Here is a 20,877-nt window from a genome sequence, read left to right as displayed (position 1 = left end):
ATGAAAAAATTAATATTGATTATCCTTGCCGCAACTTTATTGGTGGGTTTTTCATCGGTGTTTGTGGTGCAAGAAGGCCATAAAGCAATTGTAATTAAGTTTGGTAAAGTACAACGTGATGCTGATGGTATGCCTCATGTATTTGAACCTGGTTTGCATTTTAAGTTGCCATTGTTTGAGACTATTCGCACCATGGATGCGCGTATTCAAACCTTAGATGATGCATCTGACCGTTTTGTTACTTCTGAAAAGAAAGATTTAATTATTAACTCTTACGTGAAATGGGAAGTAGAAGACTTTGCCAAGTTCTACCTTGCCACAGGTGGTAACTTTGAGATGGCTGCGGATCTATTAAAACGCAAGGTGGGTAATGCCCTGCGTAATGAAATTGGTGCTCGTACCATCCAAGAGATCGTTTCTGGCGAACGTGATGATGTAATGATTAACGCTCTTAAGGTACTCGATGGTACACAAAGCGCTGAAAATGCAGCAAAAGCTCTTGAAGATGGCGTTGATGTTGGTAAACAAAGTTCTGATGAGCTAGGTGTGCGCGTTCTTGATGTGCGTATTAAGCAAATTGAACTGCCGACTGAAGTGCGCTCAAGTATCTACAAGCGTATGCGCGCTGAGCGTGCCGCGGTAGCAAAAGAGCATCGCTCGCAAGGTCAAGAAAAGGCGACGATTATCCGCGCTAATATCGACCGTAAAGTGGCAGTGATGCTAGCGGATGCAAATCGTAAATCTCGTGAAATGCGCGGTGACGGTGACGCATTAGCTGCAAAAATTTATGCTGATACTTACGGTAAAGATCCTGAGTTCTATGCTTTCATTCGTAGCTTAGATGCTTACCGGGATAGCTTCAAAGATAAAAGTGACGTGATGGTGTTAAGCCCTGATTCGGAATTTTTCCGTTACATGGATGGCGCTATTAAGCAGCCGTAATAGCTTAATGTCGTCAGTTGAAAGGCCAGCCTAGCTGGCCTTTTTTATTTACAATGGTGCCAGCCCTACTTGTTTTACAAAGGCATAGCTTGATGAACATATCATTGATTTTTCAGCGTGTAGTAGTTAGTGAAGGCATTGTTATACTTTTATTTCTGCATATATAACTATTTTGTGGAAAAAAACATTCACCTTTCGACTATAAAATTTGCTAGAATCCCGTTTTAATAAGTAACCGCGAAAAGTGAAAATGGGTAAGAATGTTGTTGTTCTCGGCACCCAGTGGGGTGACGAAGGTAAAGGCAAAGTAGTTGATTTGCTTACGGATCGAGCAAAATATGTGGTTCGCTATCAGGGCGGTCACAATGCCGGTCATACTCTGGTAATTGACGGTGAAAAAACCGTTCTTCATTTAATTCCTTCTGGTGTGCTACGTGAAAACGTGACCTGTATCATAGGCAACGGTGTTGTACTATGTCCTCAAGCTTTGGTTAAAGAAATGACCATGCTTGAAGCGAAAGGTGTACCAGTGCGCGAACGTTTAGTGATCAGTGAAGCGTGTCCACTAATTTTACCTTACCATGTAGCGCTTGATGTGGCTCGCGAAACAGCGCGCGGCAAAAAAGCAATCGGTACAACCGGTCGTGGCATTGGTCCTGCTTACGAAGATAAAGTAGCTCGACGCGGTCTACGTGTTGGTGATCTTAAGAATTTTGCAGACTTCGCAGCTAAATTGAAAGAAGTGGTTGAATACCATAACTTCCAGTTAACTCAGTACTACAAAGCTGAAGCTGTTAGCTATGAAGCAGTATTAGCGCAAGCCAAAGAAGTTGCTGAAATGCTCACAGGTATGGTTGTTGATGTAACCGACGTACTTGATAAAGCACGCTTAAATGGCGATAACATCATGTTTGAAGGTGCACAAGGTACCTTACTTGATATTGACCACGGTACTTATCCGTACGTAACTTCGTCAAACACGACGGCAGGTGGCGTGGCAACGGGCAGTGGTTTTGGCCCACGTTACATTGATTATGTACTCGGTATTGTTAAAGCATACACAACGCGTGTTGGCTCTGGTCCTTTTCCGACAGAGCTATATGACGGCATCGATAAGCTAGATGCGGACGGTAAACATTTAGGTACGGTTGGTCATGAGTTTGGTGCCACTACTGGTCGTTTACGTCGTACAGGTTGGTTTGATGCGGTTGCTATCAAGCGCGCAATTCAGATCAATAGCATCTCTGGTTTTTGTTTAACTAAACTAGATGTATTAGACGGTCTTAAGACTATCAAGATTTGTACTGGTTACAAAACGCCGACAGGCGAAATTCTTGATGTACCACCAATGGCCGCTGAAGGCTACGAAGTGGTTGAGCCAGTGTATGAAGAAATGCCAGGTTGGGACGAGCCAACTTTTGGTGTGACTTCTTTTGATGCGCTACCTGCGAATGCACAAGCATATATCAAGCGTCTAGAAGAAGTAACGGGTGTGCCTATGGATATTATCTCTACAGGCCCAGATCGTAACGAAACGATGGTGCTAGTTAATCCATTTGCATAAAATGGATTAGCAACGAAAAAAGCCGCATTTGCGGCTTTTTTTATATCCAAAATATACACAAAGTGTGAGCTTATCCTTTACTAGCTAACGCGCTTTACAGCCAGCCCAACAAGCCCTACTAAAGCATCCTTGTATTCTGATTGAGGAAGAATGCTCAGTGCTGCTATCGCTTTATCTGCTTCTTCCTGTGCCCGTTGTTCTGTGTACTCAATTGCTTTGGTATGCTTGAGGATCCCTAAGATCTCATCAAGGTGATCCATGCCATTACCAAGTTCAATGGCTTCGCGGATCCTTTGTTGTTGCGCAGGATCCCCTTGTTGCAGCGCATAGATCAAGGGTAGCGTTGGTTTACCCTCGGCGAGATCGTCACCGACATTCTTGCCCATTTCTTTAGCGTCAGCAGTGTAATCCATTACATCATCGACTAGCTGGAAGGCTGTGCCAAGGTATTTACCGTAATTTTGCATGGCTTTTTCAATGGCTGGATCTTGATTACTGATAACCGCCATAAGGTGGGTTGCAGCTTCAAATAATCGCGCTGTTTTGCAGTAAATAACCTGCATATACGAGGCTTCTGTGGTGTCAGCATCATTACAGTTAATCAGCTGCATCACTTCACCTTCGGCAATCACATTGGTGGAATCTGAAAGGATGTTCATTACCTTCAAATTCTCCAGCTCTGTCATCATTTGAAATGAGCGCGTATAGAGAAAGTCACCAACCAATACACTGGCGGCATTACCGAATAAGTTATTGGCTGTTTCACGGCCTCGGCGTAATTCTGATTCATCCACTACATCATCATGAAGTAAGGTGGCGGTATGAATAAATTCAATGATGGCAGCAAGTTGCACGTGCTGATCGCCTTGATAACCAAGTGCTCGAGCGGCTAAAACAGTCAATAACGGGCGAATACGTTTGCCCCCACTGTTGATGATATATAGGCCTAACTGATTGATAAGGGCAACGTCTGAGCTCAGTCTTTTTGCTATCAGTTGATTCACTTGGTCCATGTCGTTTTTGGATAAGTGTTGGATCTGTTTTAGGTCCATTCTACGCTCTGTTAATTATCTTGATGAAACCGGAAATTAGCTCAGTATTTTACAGCAAAACAATGATTTTAGCAGTGCTTTAACAAGAACAAGAAAGATTTTAAATTTTTTGCATTTTCGTCTTGCCAGCTTGGTGTGATTTGCGTACAATCCGCCCCCATTGTGATTAAGTAATCTGGCTCAAAATAATAGCCAGCACGGAGTAATAGACATGTACGCTGTTATTCAAAGCGGTGGTAAACAGCATCGCGTTACAGAAGGCCAAACTTTACGTCTAGAAAAACTAGATCTAGAAACAGGTGCTTCTGTAGATTTTGAAGAAGTTTTATTAGTAGCAAATGGCGACGACGTTAAAGTTGGCGCACCATTTGTAGCAGGCGGCAAAGTAGTTGCTGAAATTGTTTCTCACGGTCGTGGCGATAAAGTAAAAATCGTTAAGTTCCGTCGTCGTAAGCATTCTCGCAAACAAGCCGGTCATCGTCAGTGGTTCACAGAAGTGAAAATCACTGCAATCAACGCTTAATAGGGGTACTTAAAAATGGCACATAAAAAAGCTGGTGGTAGTACTCGTAACGGTCGCGATTCAGAAAGCAAACGCCTAGGTGTTAAGCGTTTTGGTGGCGAATCAGTTCTTGCGGGTAACATTTTAGTTCGTCAACGTGGTACTAAATTCCACGCTGGTACTAATGTAGGCCTAGGTAAAGACCACACTCTTTTCGCAACTGCTACAGGCACTGTGAAATTTGAAGTGAAAGGTCGCCTAAACCGTAAATACATTAGTATTGTTGCTGAATAATCAGTAACCATATAACTTGTAAAAAACCCGCTTCGGCGGGTTTTTTTGTTTTTTAAGACACTGAGATTTTTTTAGATGTGGACATTGAAAGAGTGAGAGATAGATCACTTTTTGCTATAGTCTCTGTCTCAGTGATAAGTAGGCTAATATTCATCGAGTAGATGAGATAAGCCAACACTATTTAGATCTGCATTGATGATCCTATCTAATGCTGGCGAATTTTTTGGCGGGAGTAAGAAATGAAGTTTGTTGATGAAGCAAAAGTAAAAGTGCAGGCCGGTGACGGCGGCAATGGTGTGGTAAGCTTCCGCCGAGAAAAATATATTCCAAATGGTGGCCCTGATGGCGGTGATGGCGGTGATGGCGGTGACGTATATTTAGTTGCTGACGAAAATTTAAACACCTTAATCGATTTTCGCTTTCAACGCTTTTATGCTGCTGAGCGTGGCCAAAATGGTCAAAGTCGTGGTTGTACCGGATCGCGAGGATCCGACAAGATCATGATGGTACCTGTTGGTACCCGTGCGTCAGACATAGATACTGGCGAAGTGATCGGTGATTTGACTCATCATGGCCAAAAATTAATGGTCGCTAAGGGCGGCTTCCATGGCTTGGGAAATACCCGTTTTAAAAGCAGTGTAAACCGCGCTCCTCGTCAAAAGACCATGGGCACGGCAGGTGAAGTTCGCGACTTAATGCTCGAATTAATGTTACTTGCTGATGTTGGGATGCTGGGGTTACCGAATGCCGGTAAATCAACCTTTATACGCGCTGTTTCAGCTGCAACACCTAAGGTAGCTGATTACCCATTTACGACCTTGATCCCAAGCTTAGGCGTTGTTGGCTTAAGTGGCGAGCGTAGTTTTGTGGTTGCTGACATTCCAGGGTTAATAGAAGGTGCTGCTGAGGGGGCGGGTTTAGGCGTACGCTTTCTTAAGCATTTAGAGCGTTGTCGTGTGTTACTTCATATGATCGATCTATTACCTGCCGACGGATCCGATCCTGCCGAGAATGCTAAAGTCATTATCGAAGAGTTAGAAAAACACAGTCCTAAATTGGCAAGTAAACCGCGTTGGCTAATTTTTAACAAAATCGATTTGGTGCTAGAAGATGAAGCACAAGAAACCATCGATAGCGTACTGGCTGCGTTAGATTGGCAAGATAAGTATTACAAAATTGCTGCGGCCAGTAAGCAGGGAACCAAAGAACTTTGCCTTGAACTAGCGGATTACATGGAAAGCTTACCAAAAGAGTCTGACGAGTCAGAGACCCAAGAGCAAGTTGAATTTAAATGGGATAATTACCATAAATCGGCAATTGAAGAAGCTACCGATTGGGATGATGAAGATGATGACTGGGATGAAGAAGATGACGAAGGGATAGAGTTTATTTATACCCCTTAATTAAAATACTTATTTCATCTAAACAAAAGCCGCACTCTGTGCGGTTTTTGCTTTCTTAAGCTTTAATAAGTTTACACGCTATCTGTGTTTTTTTTGCTTTTTGATAAATCATGCACGATTTTTTTGCTTAAAATAACCCTATGATTTTTTGAATGAGGGTTTTCTATGGTAGACCTTTCCAGTACTGCGCCGCTGACTAAGCAACAGCAGACTGAAATAACTCGTATTGCGATTAAAGCGGGGCAACTGTTACAACAACATGGTGCTGAAAGCCGTTTAATTGAACAAACAACCACGCGTTTGGGAGTGGCTTTGGGAGCGCAAAGTATTGAACTTGCGGTCTCGGCAGACGCTTTAGTGCTTACCTCGTTATTTGAGGGGCGTTGTATTACCACTACCCGAAAGGTGCACGACCGGGGCATTAACATGCAAATGGTGTGTGATGTGCAGCGTATTTGCGTGATGGCGGAAAAGCAGTTACTTCGTGCTGCTGATGTCAATAAGAAGCTCGATAAACTCAAACCGATGAAGTATAACCGTTGGCTTGTTGTGTTGATGATAGGTTTATCCTGTGCCAGCTTTAGTCACCTGTTTGGCGGCGATTGGTGGGCCTTTGCGGTTACTTTTGTTGCTTCGGCCACAGCCATGTTTGTGCGTCAAGAATTGGCTCATCGCCATCATAACCCTTTTATTAATTTTGCTGTCACCGCCTTTATCGCCACGTTAATTTCTAGCTTTGGCGTTATCTATCAGCTTGGCAATCGTCCTGATTTAGCCATGGCGGCTTGTGTTTTGCTATTAGTACCTGGTTTCCCATTGATTAATGCGGTTTCAGATATGGTTAAGGGTCATATTAATATGGGCATTGCCCGTTGGACAGCTGCAACCTTGCTTACTTTTAGTGTGGCTGCAGGTATCTTTGCTGCAATGGGTGTGACAAATGTGATGGGATGGTTAAGTTAATGGATTTACTATTTTTGCTTGTTGACGATATGTTTTGGGCGGCGATCCCTGCAGTTGGTTTTGCCATGGTATTTAACGTGCCTAAGCAAATGTTGGTGTATTGTGCGGTGGCGGGGGCGATTGGCCATGGCTTTCGTACCTTTACCATGCAGTTTGGTTTACCCATTGAGTGGGCATCATTAGCTGCAACGACATTAATTGGCTTCATCGGCTTGTATTGGTCACGTAAGCATTTGATCCCCAGGCCAGTGTTTACCGTTGCGGCGGCGATCCCGATGATCCCAGGGAGTTATGCTTTTGCTACCATGCTGGGATTAGTGGAAATGAACTCTGGTGGTTTTACCTATCAACTACTGCAAACCGTGATTGAAAATGGTCTTAAGACCTTATTTATCTTAATTGCCTTGAGTTTTGGGCTCGCGATCCCTTCCGTTTTGATTTATCGTGGGCGGCCCATCGTTTAAGCAGGTAAATAACAAGATGAAAATAGCCATGATTGCGGCAATGGCCAATAATCGCATTATCGGTAAAGATAATCAGATGCCGTGGCACTTGCCAGCAGATTTAAAGTTTTTTAAGCAAACAACACTTGGTAAGCCAGTGGTAATGGGTCGTCGTACTTATGAATCGATAGGACGTCCTTTACCAGGTCGGTTGAATATTGTGATTTCTCGTGATGACAGTTGGCAGGCAGCAGGGGTGACGTGTGTTACAAGTCCTGAAGCCGCATTAGAATTGCTGCAGGATCACGATGAAATTATGGTGCTCGGTGGTGGGGCTATTTATCAGGCCTTTTTACCTCTGGCAGACACCTTATACCTTACTTTTATTCAGGCAGATATTGCAGGCGATACTCAGTTTCCTGATTATGAAGCACAAAGTAACTGGCAATCTGAGCAACTAGGCTTTCACCCTGCAGATGAAAAAAATCAGTATGACTTGGTATTCACTAAGTTGGCACGCTTAGCCCAGTAAGTTTAGTAAAGCTGCGCTCATAGGTTTGCTATGTGAGCGTCAGCTACCTTCATGCTCGGCAATGAAAAAAATTGTTGGTCGTCCCAGCGCAGCATGGTCAGGCGATTGCCCCAAACACAGCCTGTATCTAGCCCTATCACATCTTTTCTCGCGGTTTTACCCATTAATGCAGCCCAGTGGCCAAATAATATGGGGACAGAGCCAACATGCTTTCCTGCGACGTCAAACCATGGCTGTAGCGCTTCGTTTGTATTGCCCAGAGGTGGCTGCTTGTTGGCAAAATCTAAACTGCCATCTTGGTAGCAATAGCGCATACGGGTGAGCACATTGACAATAAAGCGCAGCCGCTCAAACCCCGTTAAATCCGGCGTCCAGTAAGTTGGGTGGTTACCGTACATATTCGCGAAAAAATCACTGTATTGAGGGCTGGCTAAAACTTGATGGACTTCTTGAGCGAGCTCAATGGCTTGATCGGGTGTCCATTGTGGTGAAATTCCTGCATGAACCATAATAAAGCCATGCTCTGGATGTTTTCTGATTAAAGGCTGTTGCCTTAACCAACCTAGAATTTCTTCGCAATCGGGCGCAGAAAAGATTTCTGCGGTGAGATCTTTCTTCTTTTGTTTGGCGTAGCCTAATGAAACAGCCAGTAAGTGTAGATCGTGATTACCTAGCACGATCTTTGCGCTTTCGCCTAGGTTTTTGACAAATCGAAGGGTTTCAAGTGACTGTGGCCCACGAGCGACAAGGTCACCGGCAAGCCACAATTCATCGCGTTGCGCGTTAAAATTAACGAGTTCAAGCAATGACTGTAGTTCTGGAAAGCAACCTTGAATGTCGCCAACGATATAAGTCGCCATAATTAATGCAGAATATTAGGTAGCGCCAAACGAAACGCTGGAATACTGATTTGATGCAGTGCGTTATCTTTACTTTGCATCGTATAGCTACCTTGCATGACTCCTAGTGGCGTATCGAGCACGGTGCCACTGGTATATTCAAAGGCACTACCGGGTAAAATATCGGGCTGTTGGCCAACTACGCCTGGTCCTTCTACTTCGGTTTCTTTGCCCTCAGCATCAGTGATCAACCAGTGGCGGTGCAAAAGTTGCATTGCTTGGTCGCCGTTATTACGAATGGTGATGGTGTAAGCAAATACGTAGCGGTTTTGCTCTGGCTCAGATTGCGCCGGAATATACACCGTTTTTACACTGATTTGAATTTGCTCTGCGCCCATCTTATTCCTCATCCAATTCAGCAGGTGGGTTCTCATAAAGCCAGTTAGCTAGTTTTACATATTGTTCAACAGAAACTGTTTCAGGTCGGTTGTTGGCATCGATTCCCAAAGCTTCCAGTTGCTCTTCGGTGAATAGCTTTTTTAAACTGTTACGTAGCGTTTTACGGCGCTGGTTAAACGCCATGGTACACACTTTGTTTAGTACTTTCACATCGTGTGCAACAAATGGCAGTTGGTCATAAGGCTCTAGACGTACCACCGCTGAATCAACTTTAGGTGCTGGTTTAAACGCGCCCGGTGGCACTTCTAAAACCGGTGTAATAGCACAGTAATATTGCGCCATGACTGACAAACGGCCAAAGGCTTTACTTCCTGGACCTGCAGCGAGGCGGTTCACTACTTCTTTTTGCAACATGAAGTGCATATCTTGAACTTTGTTTGCAAAACTGAACAGGTGAAACATTAATGGCGTTGAAATATTGTATGGTAAGTTGCCAAAGACGCGTAGCTTTTTGCCCTCTTCAAGTAAGCTTGAAAAGTCAAAGCGCATGGCATCTGCTTGATGTATGGTTAGTTTGTCACGAATAAACGGGTGTGACTCTAACCGCTGAGCTAAGTCTTTATCGAGCTCAACGACATTTAACTTATCAATTAAACTTGCTACTGGCTCGGTAAGGGCGCCAAGGCCAGGGCCGATTTCAACCAAGGTTTGATCATTTTTGGGGTGAATAGCCGCGACAATACAGTCAATTACATGTTGATCATGAAGGAAGTTTTGACCGAAACGTTTTCTTGCTCGGTGACCTTGGTGTACTTTTGAATTCATAATTGTTTTTTCTCGACCATCTCAATGGCTTGATTAAGTGCGGTGAACATACTGCCTGCATCTGCTTGGCCGGTACCTGCAAGATCAATTGCTGTTCCGTGATCCACCGAAGTGCGAATAAAAGGTAAGCCTAGAGTGATATTGACGGAATTTCCAAAGCCTTTGTATTTTAATACCGGCAACCCTTGGTCGTGATACATGGTCAGTACCGCATCAGCATCTTCTAAGTATTTAGGCTGGAATAAGGTATCAGCAGGGAGTGGACCCACTAAGTCAATGCCTTGCCCTCTGAGAATATCTAAGGTCGGCGTAATGACTTCGATTTCTTCGCGCCCTAAATGACCGTCTTCACCGGCGTGAGGGTTTAGCCCGCAAACATATATCCGAGGCTTAGCAATGGCAAACTTTGTTTTGAGCTCATCATTCAAAATGCTAATGATCTTGGTTAGTCGCTCTGGTGTAATGGCTTTGGCTACGTAAGCTAAAGGAATGTGAGTGGTCACTAATGCGACTCTTAAACCCGGCGTAGCGAGCAGCATTACGACATCAGAGGTATTAGATTCTTGAGCAAAAAACTCAGTATGGCCACTGAAAGACACGCCAGCGCGGTTGATCACACCTTTGTGTACTGGGCCTGTGACAACTGCTGCAAACTCGCCGCTCATATTACCTTTACATGCAAAAGAGAGCGTATCAAGTACATAGCGGCCGTTGGCTTCGTTAAGTTGTCCGGCCACAGCGGGGGCCGCTAATTGAATAGGTGCCACCGTAAGCGTGCCTTTTCGTTGAGGCTGTGCGGGCTTATTTTGATTATACTCAATGAGCTTAATCGCTAAGTTAAGCTGTTTGGCGCGTTCAACTAGTAGAGTACTATCGGCGGCGACGACTAACTCAACTGGCCAATCTTGTTGTGCTATTTGCAATATTAAGTCAGGACCAATACCGCCCGGCTCGCCGGGCGTAATAACAATTCGAGCGACAGTCATGACTTATTCTTCGTCCATAATTTTTACGTAAGCTTCTTCACGAATTTCATTGAGCCAGTTTTGGCTTTCTTCGCTAAAGCGACGGTTGAAAAGTACTTGATAAGCTTTTTGTTTATTGGCTTGCTCGGTAATGTCGGTACTACGTTTACCCATCACTTGCACTAGGTGCCAGCCGTGAACAGAGCGAAATGGTTGACTGAGTTCACGCATATCCAGACGCAATACTTCATCTTTAAATGCCGGCACATACATTTCTGGATTTGCCCAACCTAGGTCGCCACCCTTCACCGCTGAGCCGGGGTCTTCTGAATGTGCTTTTGCTAGTTCACTAAAGTCAGCTTGGCCCGCTATAATTTGTTTACGATATTTATCAAGTAGTTGCTTGGCCTTCTCATCGCTAAGAATGATTGAAGGTTTAATGAGAATGTGGCGCGCATTGACTTCGGTTGAAGTTATTTTAGTTTGCCCTTTAGTTTCTAAAACTTTAATAATGTGTAAACCATTACTGCTTTTGAGTGGACCGATAATATCTTTCGCTTTTGCCCCTTCTACGGCTTTAGCAAATAATGTTGGCATATCGTTAATATTCATCCAGCCCCAGTCACCACCATCAAGGGCTTTTGGACCTTGAGATTCGGCCAAAGCTAATTCGCTAAAGTCTGCACCTGATTTTAAACGAGTTAACACATTTTCAGCTTTGTTTGTGACTTGCTCTATCTCTTTAGCGCTGGCATCTTCATTGAGCTTTAGCATGATATGGCCAATACGGTATTCCAGCTCTTTACCATCCTGCGCATGGACCATTTTGAGTAAATTATCGACTTCTTGCTCTGAAATATTAATACGACGGCGAACTTGGATCCGAGAAACTTCGGCAATCAGCAGCTCTTCTCTAACTGAGTGACGAAATTCGGCGTAACTAACTCCTTGGCTTGCTAAATCTGCTTGCAGCTCGGGTAGGGTTTGATTTTTATCTTTTGCGATGTTCAAAATGGTTTGCTCTAATTGAGCATCGCTAATTTTCATTCCCAGCTGCTCAGCTATTTGGATTTGCAAGCTGTCTTGAATTAATTTCTCAAGCACTTGCTTGTTTAGCACAGAAGCCTTAGGTAACGGCTGTTGTTGTGCTTGATATTGGCGCTTCACTTCGGCTGATAAAGCCTCTACTTGGCTTTGCATTATGACATCTTTATTCACTACCGCGGCGACTTTATCTAGCTCAACAGGAGCGGCTTGTATTCCTACACTGCCAAAAAACAATGAGGCTGAAAATGTGTAACTGAGTAGTTTTTTAATCATCATCTTCTTACTTCGTTAGAAAAATTATTTGTTTGCAAAAGGACGGCCGTAACTAAATAGCCCTTGGCTTAAGCTAGAGCTGGCGCTGCTGCCAAAACCGGCTAATCCTTTTAACTCTATTTGAAATTTAATTGAACTGGATAAATCGTAGTTATTATTAATATCACCAATTTGGCCATATGAGGTTTTCATATGGCGGTCGTAAACTAAGCTAAGCGCCCAACAACAATCTTCATATTTGATGCCTGCGAGAGTTTCAAAGGAACGTTTATTGTCGGCATCATAGTAATAACTAGCAATGGCACTCCATTGGTCGTTGAAGGGCCATGCCGCTTTAGTCCCAATTTGGTTAACCACTCCTTTGACATAGTTATTTTTATTGTCTTCAGGTGCTTTTATGTAGCGATAGTTAAGCTGTACTAATTTGTTCCAAGCCCAGCGGCGTTCTAATGTTGTGTTACCACGACTAAACTCTCTACTACTGGTATCAACTTCAATTCCACCATGGAAAAACCAATTATCATCGAAGTTAAAGTCTGTTTGTGCGACGAGTGCAGAGGTGTTGTCATCATTGATGATGGTATCACTAGGAAGTGATGTTCTTGATTGCTCTAAGTAGAACATTTGCCCAATAGCAAATCTAAATCGGTCGGTGAAGTCATCATCTAGATAACTTGTGGACACCCCGACGGTTACTTGGTTTGCATCAGCAATCCTGTCTATGCCGGAATAGCGCTGGTCGCGAAACAATCCGTAATAATCTAACTGTAAGGGAGAGGAATCATAAAGGCCAATATTACTTTGATCACGATAAGGCACATAGAGGTACTTTACTTGTGGGATTAGTGTTTGTGTATAGGATTCGCCCAAGAATTCAGTTTCTCGTTCAAAGTTAAACCCGCCATGCATAGAAAAAGAAGGCAATGAGCGTGTAACATCTTCATCAAGGTCTCTGTACCAAGATTCTTTCATCATATCAGGTATGGTTTGCTGATAATGGGTTAATAAATAACTTAACTCGGTGTTTAGAAAGGCAGCTTGGCTATATAAAGGCAATAAAAGCTTAGGCTGAAGATGATAGCGAGTGCCGACATATACATTGTCATCTTTGTGATCAAATTTGGTTATTTCGGCGAAGATGTTTGCTTCAATATGATTCCAGTTTGTCGGGTAGTAGCCATTAAAAGCAACTTTTGGCATCACCACATGAGGTGCATTGCCTCCTAAAACTTGGAAGTCCCGCACTTCAATTTCTGCATTCCAATTTTTTTCTAGCCAAGCAGTACTTGCTGTTTGTAGCAGTTGGTTATCGGTACGAGAGCCGACCGTTGAGCCGAGATCATTAAAGTAATTATCATCACTGACTTTGGTGTAATTGGTGTTGAAACGAAAATGGCCGCCAACGTTAGTGTTATGGTTCCAATGCATTAAATAGCGATCTTCATCGGTTTTTTTATCGTTATCTAAGAATTCAGCATTAAACTGTCCGTTATTATTCGGTAACAAATACCGGTATTCAGCGAGCCCATGGACACCTCGTTGAGCCATGGTCTTAATGGTAAAAGTCGCGTCTTGATTCGGCGCGATGTTCCAGTAAATGGGTTGCTCGTAAGTAATACCGTTGTCTGAACTACTCGATACACTGGGGATCAAAAACCCTGATTTACGATTTGAGCCGATGGGATAGCTAAAATAAGGAAAGTAGAAAACAGGCACATCCTGGATCCAAAAGGTGGCATGTTTAGCCGTGGCTAACTCTTCTTCATTGTCTATTTCAAATTGTTTTGCTCTCACTTCCCATGTTTTATCTCCAGGAGGGCATGAAGTATAGCTGGCTTGGTACAGGTTATAGTGCTCTTTATCGAGAACTTCGAGCTCATCAGACTTTCCTCGGCCACCTTTACCATGAAACTGATAGCGGGAGTCATAGGACGTAGCGGTATCATTACTTAGGTCAGCATCAATTTGTGCTCCAGTAATGCTGACCTGCCCATCTGTAAAGTGAATATTTCCTAGTGCTTGGGCTTTCTGCGTGTCGCTATTGTAGGTTAATGTGTCACTTTTGAGTTCTTTAAGGCCTTGGGTGACTTTTACATTGCCTTTATAAACAAAGGTGTTGGCTTCGCTGGATGTGCTGTCAGATAATACTTCAACTTCCGTAGTATTAGGGTCTATATCGGGAGCTAATACCACTTCTGGCACGTAGGCATAGCAACGCTGAGTTAAAGGAAGATCGGCGATAGTAATAACATTACTTTCAAATGATTCAGCTGGCGCGGCGTTAATCAGTGCACTTGGAGCGAGAAAAGGCCCAACAAAAACAAGCGTCCGTTTTATCATTCTAATTCTCTAAATCGCGAAAAATTGGGCTCAATGTTAATTGGTTCTTAGACTGAGCAACAAGTTGACTGCCTATGATAAAGCAATCAGCTTAGCTCGCCAACATAGTTACGGATTTTGCAGTGATATTTTAAGTGGATGTTTGCTTGTTGGGGTGGGTTTTTGTCACAATGCGGCGATCTTTCTTAACTGGGGTAGCAAAACATGTGGGGTAAGCTGTTAGGTGGTTTCTTTGGTTATATGTTGGCCCATCATTTTATTGGCGCTTTAATTGGCATTTGGTTAGGTCATAAAATTGATAAAGCGTTAGGTCAAAGTGGTCGATTTCGGGAAACCCTAATTGGTGCTGCTCGGCAATCTGCATTACGTCAGCAACAGCTGTTTTTTCACGCTACTTTTTCTGTGATGGGCCATATTGCCAAGTCTAAAGGGCGAGTAACGGCAGCAGAGATTGGTGTGGCTAGTTTATTAATGGATAGATTGAATCTAGACGCAGCTCACAAACAAGCGGCCCAAGAAGCTTTTCGCCAAGGTAAAGAATCTGAATTCCCCCTAGAGGAAACATTGAAAGCGTTTGTTGCCAGTTGTCGTGGCAGGAAAAATGTACTGCAAATGTTTTTAGAAATACAGCTGCAAGCTGCATTTGCTGACGGGGAATTGCATCCCAATGAGAAGGATGTACTCGACAAAGTCGCTGATATTTTAGGGTTTAGCCAAGCTGACCTAGCTCGATTGATCTCTATGTTAGAAGCTGAGCTAAAATTCCACCGTCAGGGAAGAGGTTCATCAAAAGAACAAAGAGCGCAGCAGTTAACCGATGCTTATCAAATTTTAGGCGTAACGGAACAAGATTCTTTTGCGGTGGTGAAAAAGGCATATCGAAAGCTTATGAGCCAGCATCACCCCGATAAACTAGTTGCCAAAGGCCTACCTCCTGAAATGATGGAAGTGGCTAAAGAAAAAGCCCAAGACATCCAAAAAGCGTACGAGCTGATAAAACAAGTTAAAGAGACCGAGTAGTGTTTGTTATTCAAACGGAACACGGGGTAAGTAAAATAGTTTGTTGTTACGGCAAAACGCAGTGAATATGTCCTGATCCCCTTTGCATTTTCACCCCCTGAAAATGCAATTTTGCCATAAAGCATACTTTATCTGGCTGCGTCAGGCTTAAACAGAAGCGAGATTATGCAACCATCTTAATGTTTTTTGGGACTAGATAACTCTATTGTGTGGAGAGCCTTGATAAAAACCATCAATATTGCTGATCAACTGCTGACAAAGGTTGGCTAAGCTTTCATCACTGGCCCATGCAATATGGGGCGTCATTATAAAATTAGGTAGATGAAGCAATTGATTGAGTGGGCTATTGTTTTGCAATGGCTCTGTTGCCGCGACATCGGTTGCTGCGCCGGCGATTTGTTTTGTTAAAAGCGCTGTAACTAACGCTGATTCATCCACTAATGGGCCGCGTGCCGTATTGATTAAATAAGCAGTGGCTTTCATTGCGATAAATTCTTCTTCTGAGAATAACTTGCTCGTTTGCTCGGTAAGTGGGCAATGTAAGCTAATAAAATCAGCTTGCGCTATTACATCATAAAATGAAACACGACCTTTACGGATTACTCTTTGCCCTTTGTGCTCCGATATCAGTACTTTCATGCCTAAGGCTTGGCCCAGTTGGGCCATATTTTGTCCCAGTGCGCCGGCTCCGATGATGCCTAAGGTTTTTCCGGCCAAGTTTTGGATTTTGTGGTCGGTAAAGCAAAACTGGTTGGCTTGCTGCCATTGACCTTGGCGCACATCTTGGTCATAAGCTATTAGGTTTTTTGCCAGTGCCAGCATTAACATCAGTGCATGCTCAGGGACGCCTTGGTTGGCATAGTGGGTGATGTTATAAACTGCAATGCCGAGTTGATTACAGCTTTTGAGATCGATGTTATTGGTGCCCGTCGCAGCCACCACAACTAATTTAAGTTTAGGGCATGCTTTTAATACCGTCTGATCGAGTACGACTTTGTTGGTAATGATCACTTCGGCATCTTGACTTCGAGCAATTACCTGGTCTGCTGATGTATAGGGGTATTCTACCCATAGGTGGGAGAGGTTTGGTCTGTTAATGTTGATATGAGCCGGAATGGTTTCACGATCAAGAAAGACGATTTTGCTGCTCATAGTGGTTAATCCTTTTTGTGTCCGCTAGCGCTAAAAGTGTTACTGCCAGCCAAGGTGGTGGGTCCAGCCATTAATCTCTAAGCCAAGCTGTTCATTAAAAAATATGCTGGTGAGCGCGAGCTGTCGGTAATTATATTTCCCACTTGCCTTTGCTCTTTGCGCTCTCAGTTCACTACTGTGGTCTAGATGAAGTGGGCCATTTTGCTGATAGACATCTAACACAGGAATACTCAAGGCGGTCAAGTCTCGTGCCATTTTTTTGTTTATGGCGGGTGTGTTAGAGCGAGCATTGAGTAAAATAAGCCCGCTCGGGGCTGGGCTTAGATTCTGAGCATAGAGCGCCAACATGATTGCGGCCATATCATGCTCTGCCACCACTAGGGTGAATCCCACTTGTAATTCAGGAAGTTGTTTTAATTCTGCCATACGTTGAGCGGTAAAGGTTAAGTAATCGGTTAGCAGTTTTTGCTGTGCTTCCTGTTCCGTCGTGGTTGCTAAAGCGGGTTGGGGCATCAGGGTGATCACATGCCAACCTTTACGGACTAATGAGCGCAGTATTTGCATTTTATTTATGCTAAATGGCGTGCTTGCCCATTGTGGTTGAACTATTACTGTGCCCAGTGTTGGCGAGTTCTCGGAATGATAGACCACGACAGTGAAGCTAGGATCTTGACCGAGGGTTATAGTTTGCTCTGGCAAATAAAGATCCGTTAAATCTTGTCCGAGCAATTGATCTTGGCTTGGTGGGATAGGCCATTTTTTTAATGGGTCGCCAGCGTTGCTTTGGCCTGTGATATTTTCTGTATCATTACTTGCGGTATCGCTAGTGGGTTTAGTATTAACATCAGTTTCGGTTGGTGCTTGCTCTTCTTGATTACTGGTGATTTGTTCGGTAGGCAGTTCTTCCTCTGCTGAAAAAGAATAGGCGGAAAAGAGCAGGCCGGTAAGCAGGAATGATGCAAATATTTTCAATAGCATATTAATTAACCGAGACAATGAAGACTGATATAACAGTCTAGCGAATTGTCTCGGCTTAGCTAAGGCTTATCTCTCAGTTATTTGCACTCGGTATCGATGAGAGAATTAATTCGGCGTTGAAACAATAAAGCGCAGTGAATCAAGTTTGAGTTGAGTATGATTCAATAAGCTGGTGGAGTGGCTTAGTAGCTCTTCAACAAATTGGATCTCTTCATCTCGTATGCTCGGATTTATCGCTTTAAGAGCTTCTAATCGGGCTTTATCTTGACTGAGTTGTGATTCCATTTTTTCAATCGCGCTGGCGACGATAGTTTGCATTTCCTGTTTCGCTATCACTTCGGCTTGGCTAATCAGCTGATGGATCACAGTTTGTGAGGCATTGACTAATTTACTGCCAAGATGACGATTCACTGGTGTTAATTGTTTATTAAACGTATCAAATGCCACGCTGGTCGCTAAATTTGTACCATTTTTATCAAGTAAAATGCGCATTGGTGTGGTGGGTAAGAAACGTTGCAACTGGCTATGTTCGCTTGCAGGTGCTTCAACTACATAAATTAATTCGAGTAGAATTGAGCCAGCTGGCAGGGCTTTATTCTTTAATAGTGAAACAGCCGTTGAGCCGGTGTCAGAGCTTAAGATAATGTCCATGCCACCAGTGATCATTGGGTGTTCCCAGCTTAAGTAATGTACGTCATCACGACTTAGCGCTGTTCTGCGATCAAATGTCACGGTGGCGCCTTCTGAAGACAGCCCCGGCATGTTAGGCACTAGCATGTGCTCAGTAGGGTGAAGTACTAGGCAGTTCTCACCTTTGTCATCTTGATTAATGCCGATAATGTCGAATAACTTAAGCGCAAATAAAGGAAATTCAGGCTTGTCATCTTCAGCTTGTAGTTTTTCTAGCACATCACTGTTACTTAAGATGCCTGATGAGTTGAGTTCAAGTAACTTATCGCGCCCTTGCTCCATCTGACTGCGTAGTGCTTGCTCTTGAGTTTGAGTGGCGCTGATTAACTCGGCAATATCCTCTTGGCTAGGATTGTTAGCCGCTAATAACGTGAGTAAGGTTTCTTTTTGCTCTTCATAAATATTGCGGGCAGCTGGGCAAGTAAGCTCAAATGCGTTCAAGCCTTGGTGATACCAGTCTTGTAACAAGGCCTGTGAGGTATGCTCTAAATATGGAACATGAATAACGATGTCGTGCTTTTGACCAATCCGATCTAAACGGCCAATTCGCTGCTCAAGTAAGTCAGGGTTAATCGGTAAATCAAACAACACTAGGTGATGAGAGAATTGGAAGTTACGTCCTTCTGAGCCGATCTCAGAACAAATCATTACTTGCGCGCCAGCCTCTTGCTGTGCAAACCAAGCGGCAGCACGGTCTCGTTCTATAATTGAAAGGCCTTCATGGAAGACGGTTGCTTTGATCCCTTCGCGCGTTCGTAGTGCCTCTTCAATCGCAAGAGCGGTAGTGGCTTTGGCGCAAATAACTAAGATTTTTTCTTGTTTATTACTTTGTAATAGCTCTAGTAGCCAGTTAATGCGTGGGTCGAAACCGCACCAAGATGCCGATTGACCTTCAAATTCTTGATAAATTTCTTCAGGATACAAGAATTGCTTGGCTTTATCTTCAATAGAGCCTTTGCCTGCCATCATTTGGCCGACTTTGATCGCAGTTTTGTATTGTTCTGGTAATGCTAACGGCACAGCATTAAGGGTGCGTTTAGGGAACCCTTTAATCGACGCGCGGGTATTTCTAAATAAGATACGACCTGTGCCATGACGATCTAATAACTGTGAGATCAGATTGTTACGCGTGTTAGTTTGTTCTTCATCGCTGGTTTTAGGTGAGCTAATAGTAGCAAGGGCTTGGCTGATATTTTGTTCGGCAAGAAGAGAGCTCAGCTTATCTTGTGCTGCTTGGTCTAACGCTTCACCGCTGACTAATTGGTTAACTGTGTCGGCGACATCTTTATATTGGTCTTCTTCTTTTACAAATGCATCGTAATCGTAGAAACGATCGGGATCGAGTAAGCGTAGACGGGCAAAGTGGCTGTGGTGACCTAACTGATCTGGGGTGGCTGTTAAAAGTAAAACGCCAGCTGTTGCTTGGGCAAGCTCTTCTACTACTTGGTATTCACGACTCGGTTTTTCTTCTTGCCACTCTAGGTGATGAGCTTCATCGACGACCAGCAGATCCCAGTCAGCTTCAACAGCTTGCTCAAAACGGCGACGCTTTTTACGGATGAAGTCTAAGCTACACAACACCAGCTGCTCGGTTTCAAATGGATTGTCCGCTTCGGCAAATGCTTCAACGCAGCGCTCCTCATCAAAAATGCTGAAATGTAAATTAAAGCGTCGCATCATTTCTACCAGCCATTGATGCTGAAGTGTTTCTGGCACTAGAATCAATACGCGGTTAGCACGGCCAGAGATTAATTGCTGATGGATTATTAGGCCGGCTTCAATGGTTTTACCTAAACCTACTTCATCGGCTAGTAATACGCGTGGCGCGTGACGTTTACCTACTTCTTCTGCGATATAAAATTGATGAGGGATTAAATCAACTCGTGCGCCCATTAAGCCACGTAGCTCAGATTGCTGTTGCTGGTGTTGGTGGTTGAGGGCTCTGTGGCGCAATACAAAATGTTCAGCGCGATCAATTTGCCCTGCGAATAAACGATCTTGGGGCTTATTAAACTTAATGAAGTTGTTTAGCATCGTTTCGCGCAAACTGACTTCTTCATTTGTATCTGTTCTTTTGCCTATGTAGGTAATTAAACCGCCATTGTCTTCTATGTCTTCTACTAAAAGAGACCAATCTTCATGGCTAAGTATTTCGTCACCTATATTAAAGATAACGCGCGTGACTGGCGCATCTTCTTTTGCATAATTACGGTTTTCACCCGATGCAGGGAATAGAAGTGTTACAACTCGACCTTCTATAGCGACAACTGTACCTAAACCTAAATCTGACTCTGTATCGCTTATCCAACGTTGACCTAATGCAAAAGACATTAATTACTACTCTCCGAATGCCGTGGGGAAAAGGGCGGCTATGTTACCTAAAGCTTAAAATGGGATCACTATCAATTTACTAAACTACTCAATATAAAGTAGAGAAGTAGTAAGCTTAGACAATTTGATGCCTTAATAAAGTTTAAAATGCCATAGGTAAGGCTATTTCGGCTAATAACTAGCCGTTAAAGGTTGGTTTTTAATCAGTTTGAAAAGAAATTTAAAAACTTCAAAAAAAGCCTTGCACCAGAATCGAATCTCCCTATAATGCGCAACCACTGAGACGGCACAGCGCAAGGCGCAACGCAACATCAGGTGGTTAA

Annotated in this window: 19 protein-coding genes; 9 read left to right on the top strand and 10 right to left on the bottom strand. The window is 43.6% G+C overall.

What is annotated here, in order from left to right; all coding sequences use genetic code 11:
- Both hflC and Q4519_RS18960 read left to right on the top strand, forming a co-directional pair.
- A complete protein-coding gene (gene hflC / locus Q4519_RS18965; RefSeq protein WP_232804000.1) occupies positions 1–942 on the top strand; it encodes a protease modulator HflC in 942 nt (313 codons plus the stop codon).
- Between the two features lie 250 nt (positions 943–1,192).
- The gene (locus Q4519_RS18960; protein WP_303514998.1) at positions 1,193–2,506 is read left to right on the top strand and encodes an adenylosuccinate synthase; all 1,314 of its coding nucleotides are present in this window, start codon (positions 1,193–1,195) and stop codon (positions 2,504–2,506) included.
- 80 nt (positions 2,507–2,586) lie between these two features.
- Here the strand turns inward: Q4519_RS18960 and ispB are convergent, their stop codons facing one another.
- Positions 2,587–3,558 carry an octaprenyl diphosphate synthase gene (ispB, locus tag Q4519_RS18955; protein WP_232804002.1) on the bottom strand — a complete coding sequence of 324 codons (972 nt, stop codon included), beginning with the start codon at positions 3,556–3,558 and terminating at the stop codon, positions 2,587–2,589.
- Between the two features lie 211 nt (positions 3,559–3,769).
- Between ispB and rplU the strand changes: the two genes are divergently transcribed.
- The 6 genes from rplU to folA all read left to right on the top strand — a co-directional run bounded on the left by rplU (position 3,770) and on the right by folA (position 7,695).
- On the top strand, positions 3,770–4,081 hold the full coding sequence (rplU, locus tag Q4519_RS18950) for a 50S ribosomal protein L21 (protein ID WP_232804003.1): 312 nt from the start codon (positions 3,770–3,772) through the stop codon (positions 4,079–4,081).
- A gap of 15 nt (positions 4,082–4,096) precedes the next feature.
- Complete coding sequence (gene rpmA / locus Q4519_RS18945; protein WP_232804004.1) at positions 4,097–4,354, top strand: 50S ribosomal protein L27; 258 nt, start codon at positions 4,097–4,099, stop codon at positions 4,352–4,354.
- Between the two features lie 239 nt (positions 4,355–4,593).
- On the top strand, positions 4,594–5,757 hold the full coding sequence (gene cgtA, locus Q4519_RS18940; protein WP_232804005.1) for an Obg family GTPase CgtA: 1,164 nt from the start codon (positions 4,594–4,596) through the stop codon (positions 5,755–5,757).
- A 165-nt stretch (positions 5,758–5,922) separates the two neighbouring features.
- Positions 5,923–6,720, top strand: coding sequence for a threonine/serine exporter ThrE family protein (locus tag Q4519_RS18935; protein WP_303514991.1), 798 nt, complete (start codon positions 5,923–5,925; stop codon positions 6,718–6,720).
- A complete protein-coding gene (locus Q4519_RS18930; protein ID WP_303514988.1) occupies positions 6,720–7,184 on the top strand; it encodes a threonine/serine exporter family protein in 465 nt (154 codons plus the stop codon). Before Q4519_RS18935 ends, Q4519_RS18930 begins: the two co-directional genes overlap by 1 nt.
- A gap of 16 nt (positions 7,185–7,200) precedes the next feature.
- Positions 7,201–7,695, top strand: coding sequence for a type 3 dihydrofolate reductase (gene folA, locus Q4519_RS18925; protein WP_303514986.1), 495 nt, complete (start codon positions 7,201–7,203; stop codon positions 7,693–7,695).
- Between the two features lie 17 nt (positions 7,696–7,712).
- On the opposite strand, the gene Q4519_RS18920 is transcribed toward folA, so the two are convergent.
- From Q4519_RS18920 to lptD, 6 genes are read right to left on the bottom strand one after another with little or no spacing between them, the layout of a single operon-like run.
- Positions 7,713–8,555, bottom strand: coding sequence for a symmetrical bis(5'-nucleosyl)-tetraphosphatase (locus Q4519_RS18920; protein ID WP_303514984.1), 843 nt, complete (start codon positions 8,553–8,555; stop codon positions 7,713–7,715).
- Between the two features lie 2 nt (positions 8,556–8,557).
- A complete protein-coding gene (gene apaG, locus Q4519_RS18915; RefSeq protein ID WP_303514982.1) occupies positions 8,558–8,944 on the bottom strand; it encodes a Co2+/Mg2+ efflux protein ApaG in 387 nt (128 codons plus the stop codon).
- On the bottom strand, positions 8,934–9,758 hold the full coding sequence (gene rsmA, locus Q4519_RS18910; RefSeq protein ID WP_303514979.1) for a 16S rRNA (adenine(1518)-N(6)/adenine(1519)-N(6))-dimethyltransferase RsmA: 825 nt from the start codon (positions 9,756–9,758) through the stop codon (positions 8,934–8,936). Before rsmA ends, apaG begins: the two co-directional genes overlap by 11 nt.
- The gene (gene pdxA, locus Q4519_RS18905; RefSeq protein WP_303514976.1) at positions 9,755–10,744 is read right to left on the bottom strand and encodes a 4-hydroxythreonine-4-phosphate dehydrogenase PdxA; all 990 of its coding nucleotides are present in this window, start codon (positions 10,742–10,744) and stop codon (positions 9,755–9,757) included. The genes rsmA and pdxA overlap by 4 nt, the downstream gene beginning before the upstream one ends.
- Positions 10,745–10,747: 3 nt before the next feature.
- A complete protein-coding gene (gene surA / locus Q4519_RS18900) occupies positions 10,748–12,046 on the bottom strand; it encodes a peptidylprolyl isomerase SurA (protein WP_232804013.1) in 1,299 nt (432 codons plus the stop codon).
- A 21-nt stretch (positions 12,047–12,067) separates the two neighbouring features.
- Complete coding sequence (gene lptD, locus Q4519_RS18895) at positions 12,068–14,383, bottom strand: LPS assembly protein LptD (protein WP_303514972.1); 2,316 nt, start codon at positions 14,381–14,383, stop codon at positions 12,068–12,070.
- Between the two features lie 204 nt (positions 14,384–14,587).
- Here lptD and djlA point away from each other — a divergent pair, with 204 nt between their 5' ends.
- The gene (gene djlA / locus Q4519_RS18890) at positions 14,588–15,403 is read left to right on the top strand and encodes a co-chaperone DjlA (RefSeq protein ID WP_232804015.1); all 816 of its coding nucleotides are present in this window, start codon (positions 14,588–14,590) and stop codon (positions 15,401–15,403) included.
- Between the two features lie 192 nt (positions 15,404–15,595).
- On the opposite strand, the gene Q4519_RS18885 is transcribed toward djlA, so the two are convergent.
- From Q4519_RS18885 to rapA, 3 genes are all read right to left on the bottom strand, one after another.
- Positions 15,596–16,555 (bottom strand): D-2-hydroxyacid dehydrogenase, encoded by a 960-nt coding sequence (locus Q4519_RS18885; RefSeq protein WP_303514969.1) that lies wholly within the window; start codon positions 16,553–16,555, stop codon positions 15,596–15,598.
- A gap of 39 nt (positions 16,556–16,594) precedes the next feature.
- Positions 16,595–17,533 carry a DUF3530 family protein gene (locus Q4519_RS18880; protein WP_303514966.1) on the bottom strand — a complete coding sequence of 313 codons (939 nt, stop codon included), beginning with the start codon at positions 17,531–17,533 and terminating at the stop codon, positions 16,595–16,597.
- A 105-nt stretch (positions 17,534–17,638) separates the two neighbouring features.
- A complete protein-coding gene (gene rapA / locus Q4519_RS18875; RefSeq protein WP_232804018.1) occupies positions 17,639–20,554 on the bottom strand; it encodes an RNA polymerase-associated protein RapA in 2,916 nt (971 codons plus the stop codon).
- Between the last annotated feature and the right edge of the window lie 323 nt (positions 20,555–20,877).

It is taken from the genome of Motilimonas sp. 1_MG-2023 (assembly GCF_030547455.1).
Taxonomy (GTDB): domain Bacteria; phylum Pseudomonadota; class Gammaproteobacteria; order Enterobacterales; family CBDFNC01; genus Motilimonas.
The sequence above is the reverse complement of the archived record's forward strand: the minus strand, read 5'-3'. Positions and strand labels throughout refer to the sequence as shown.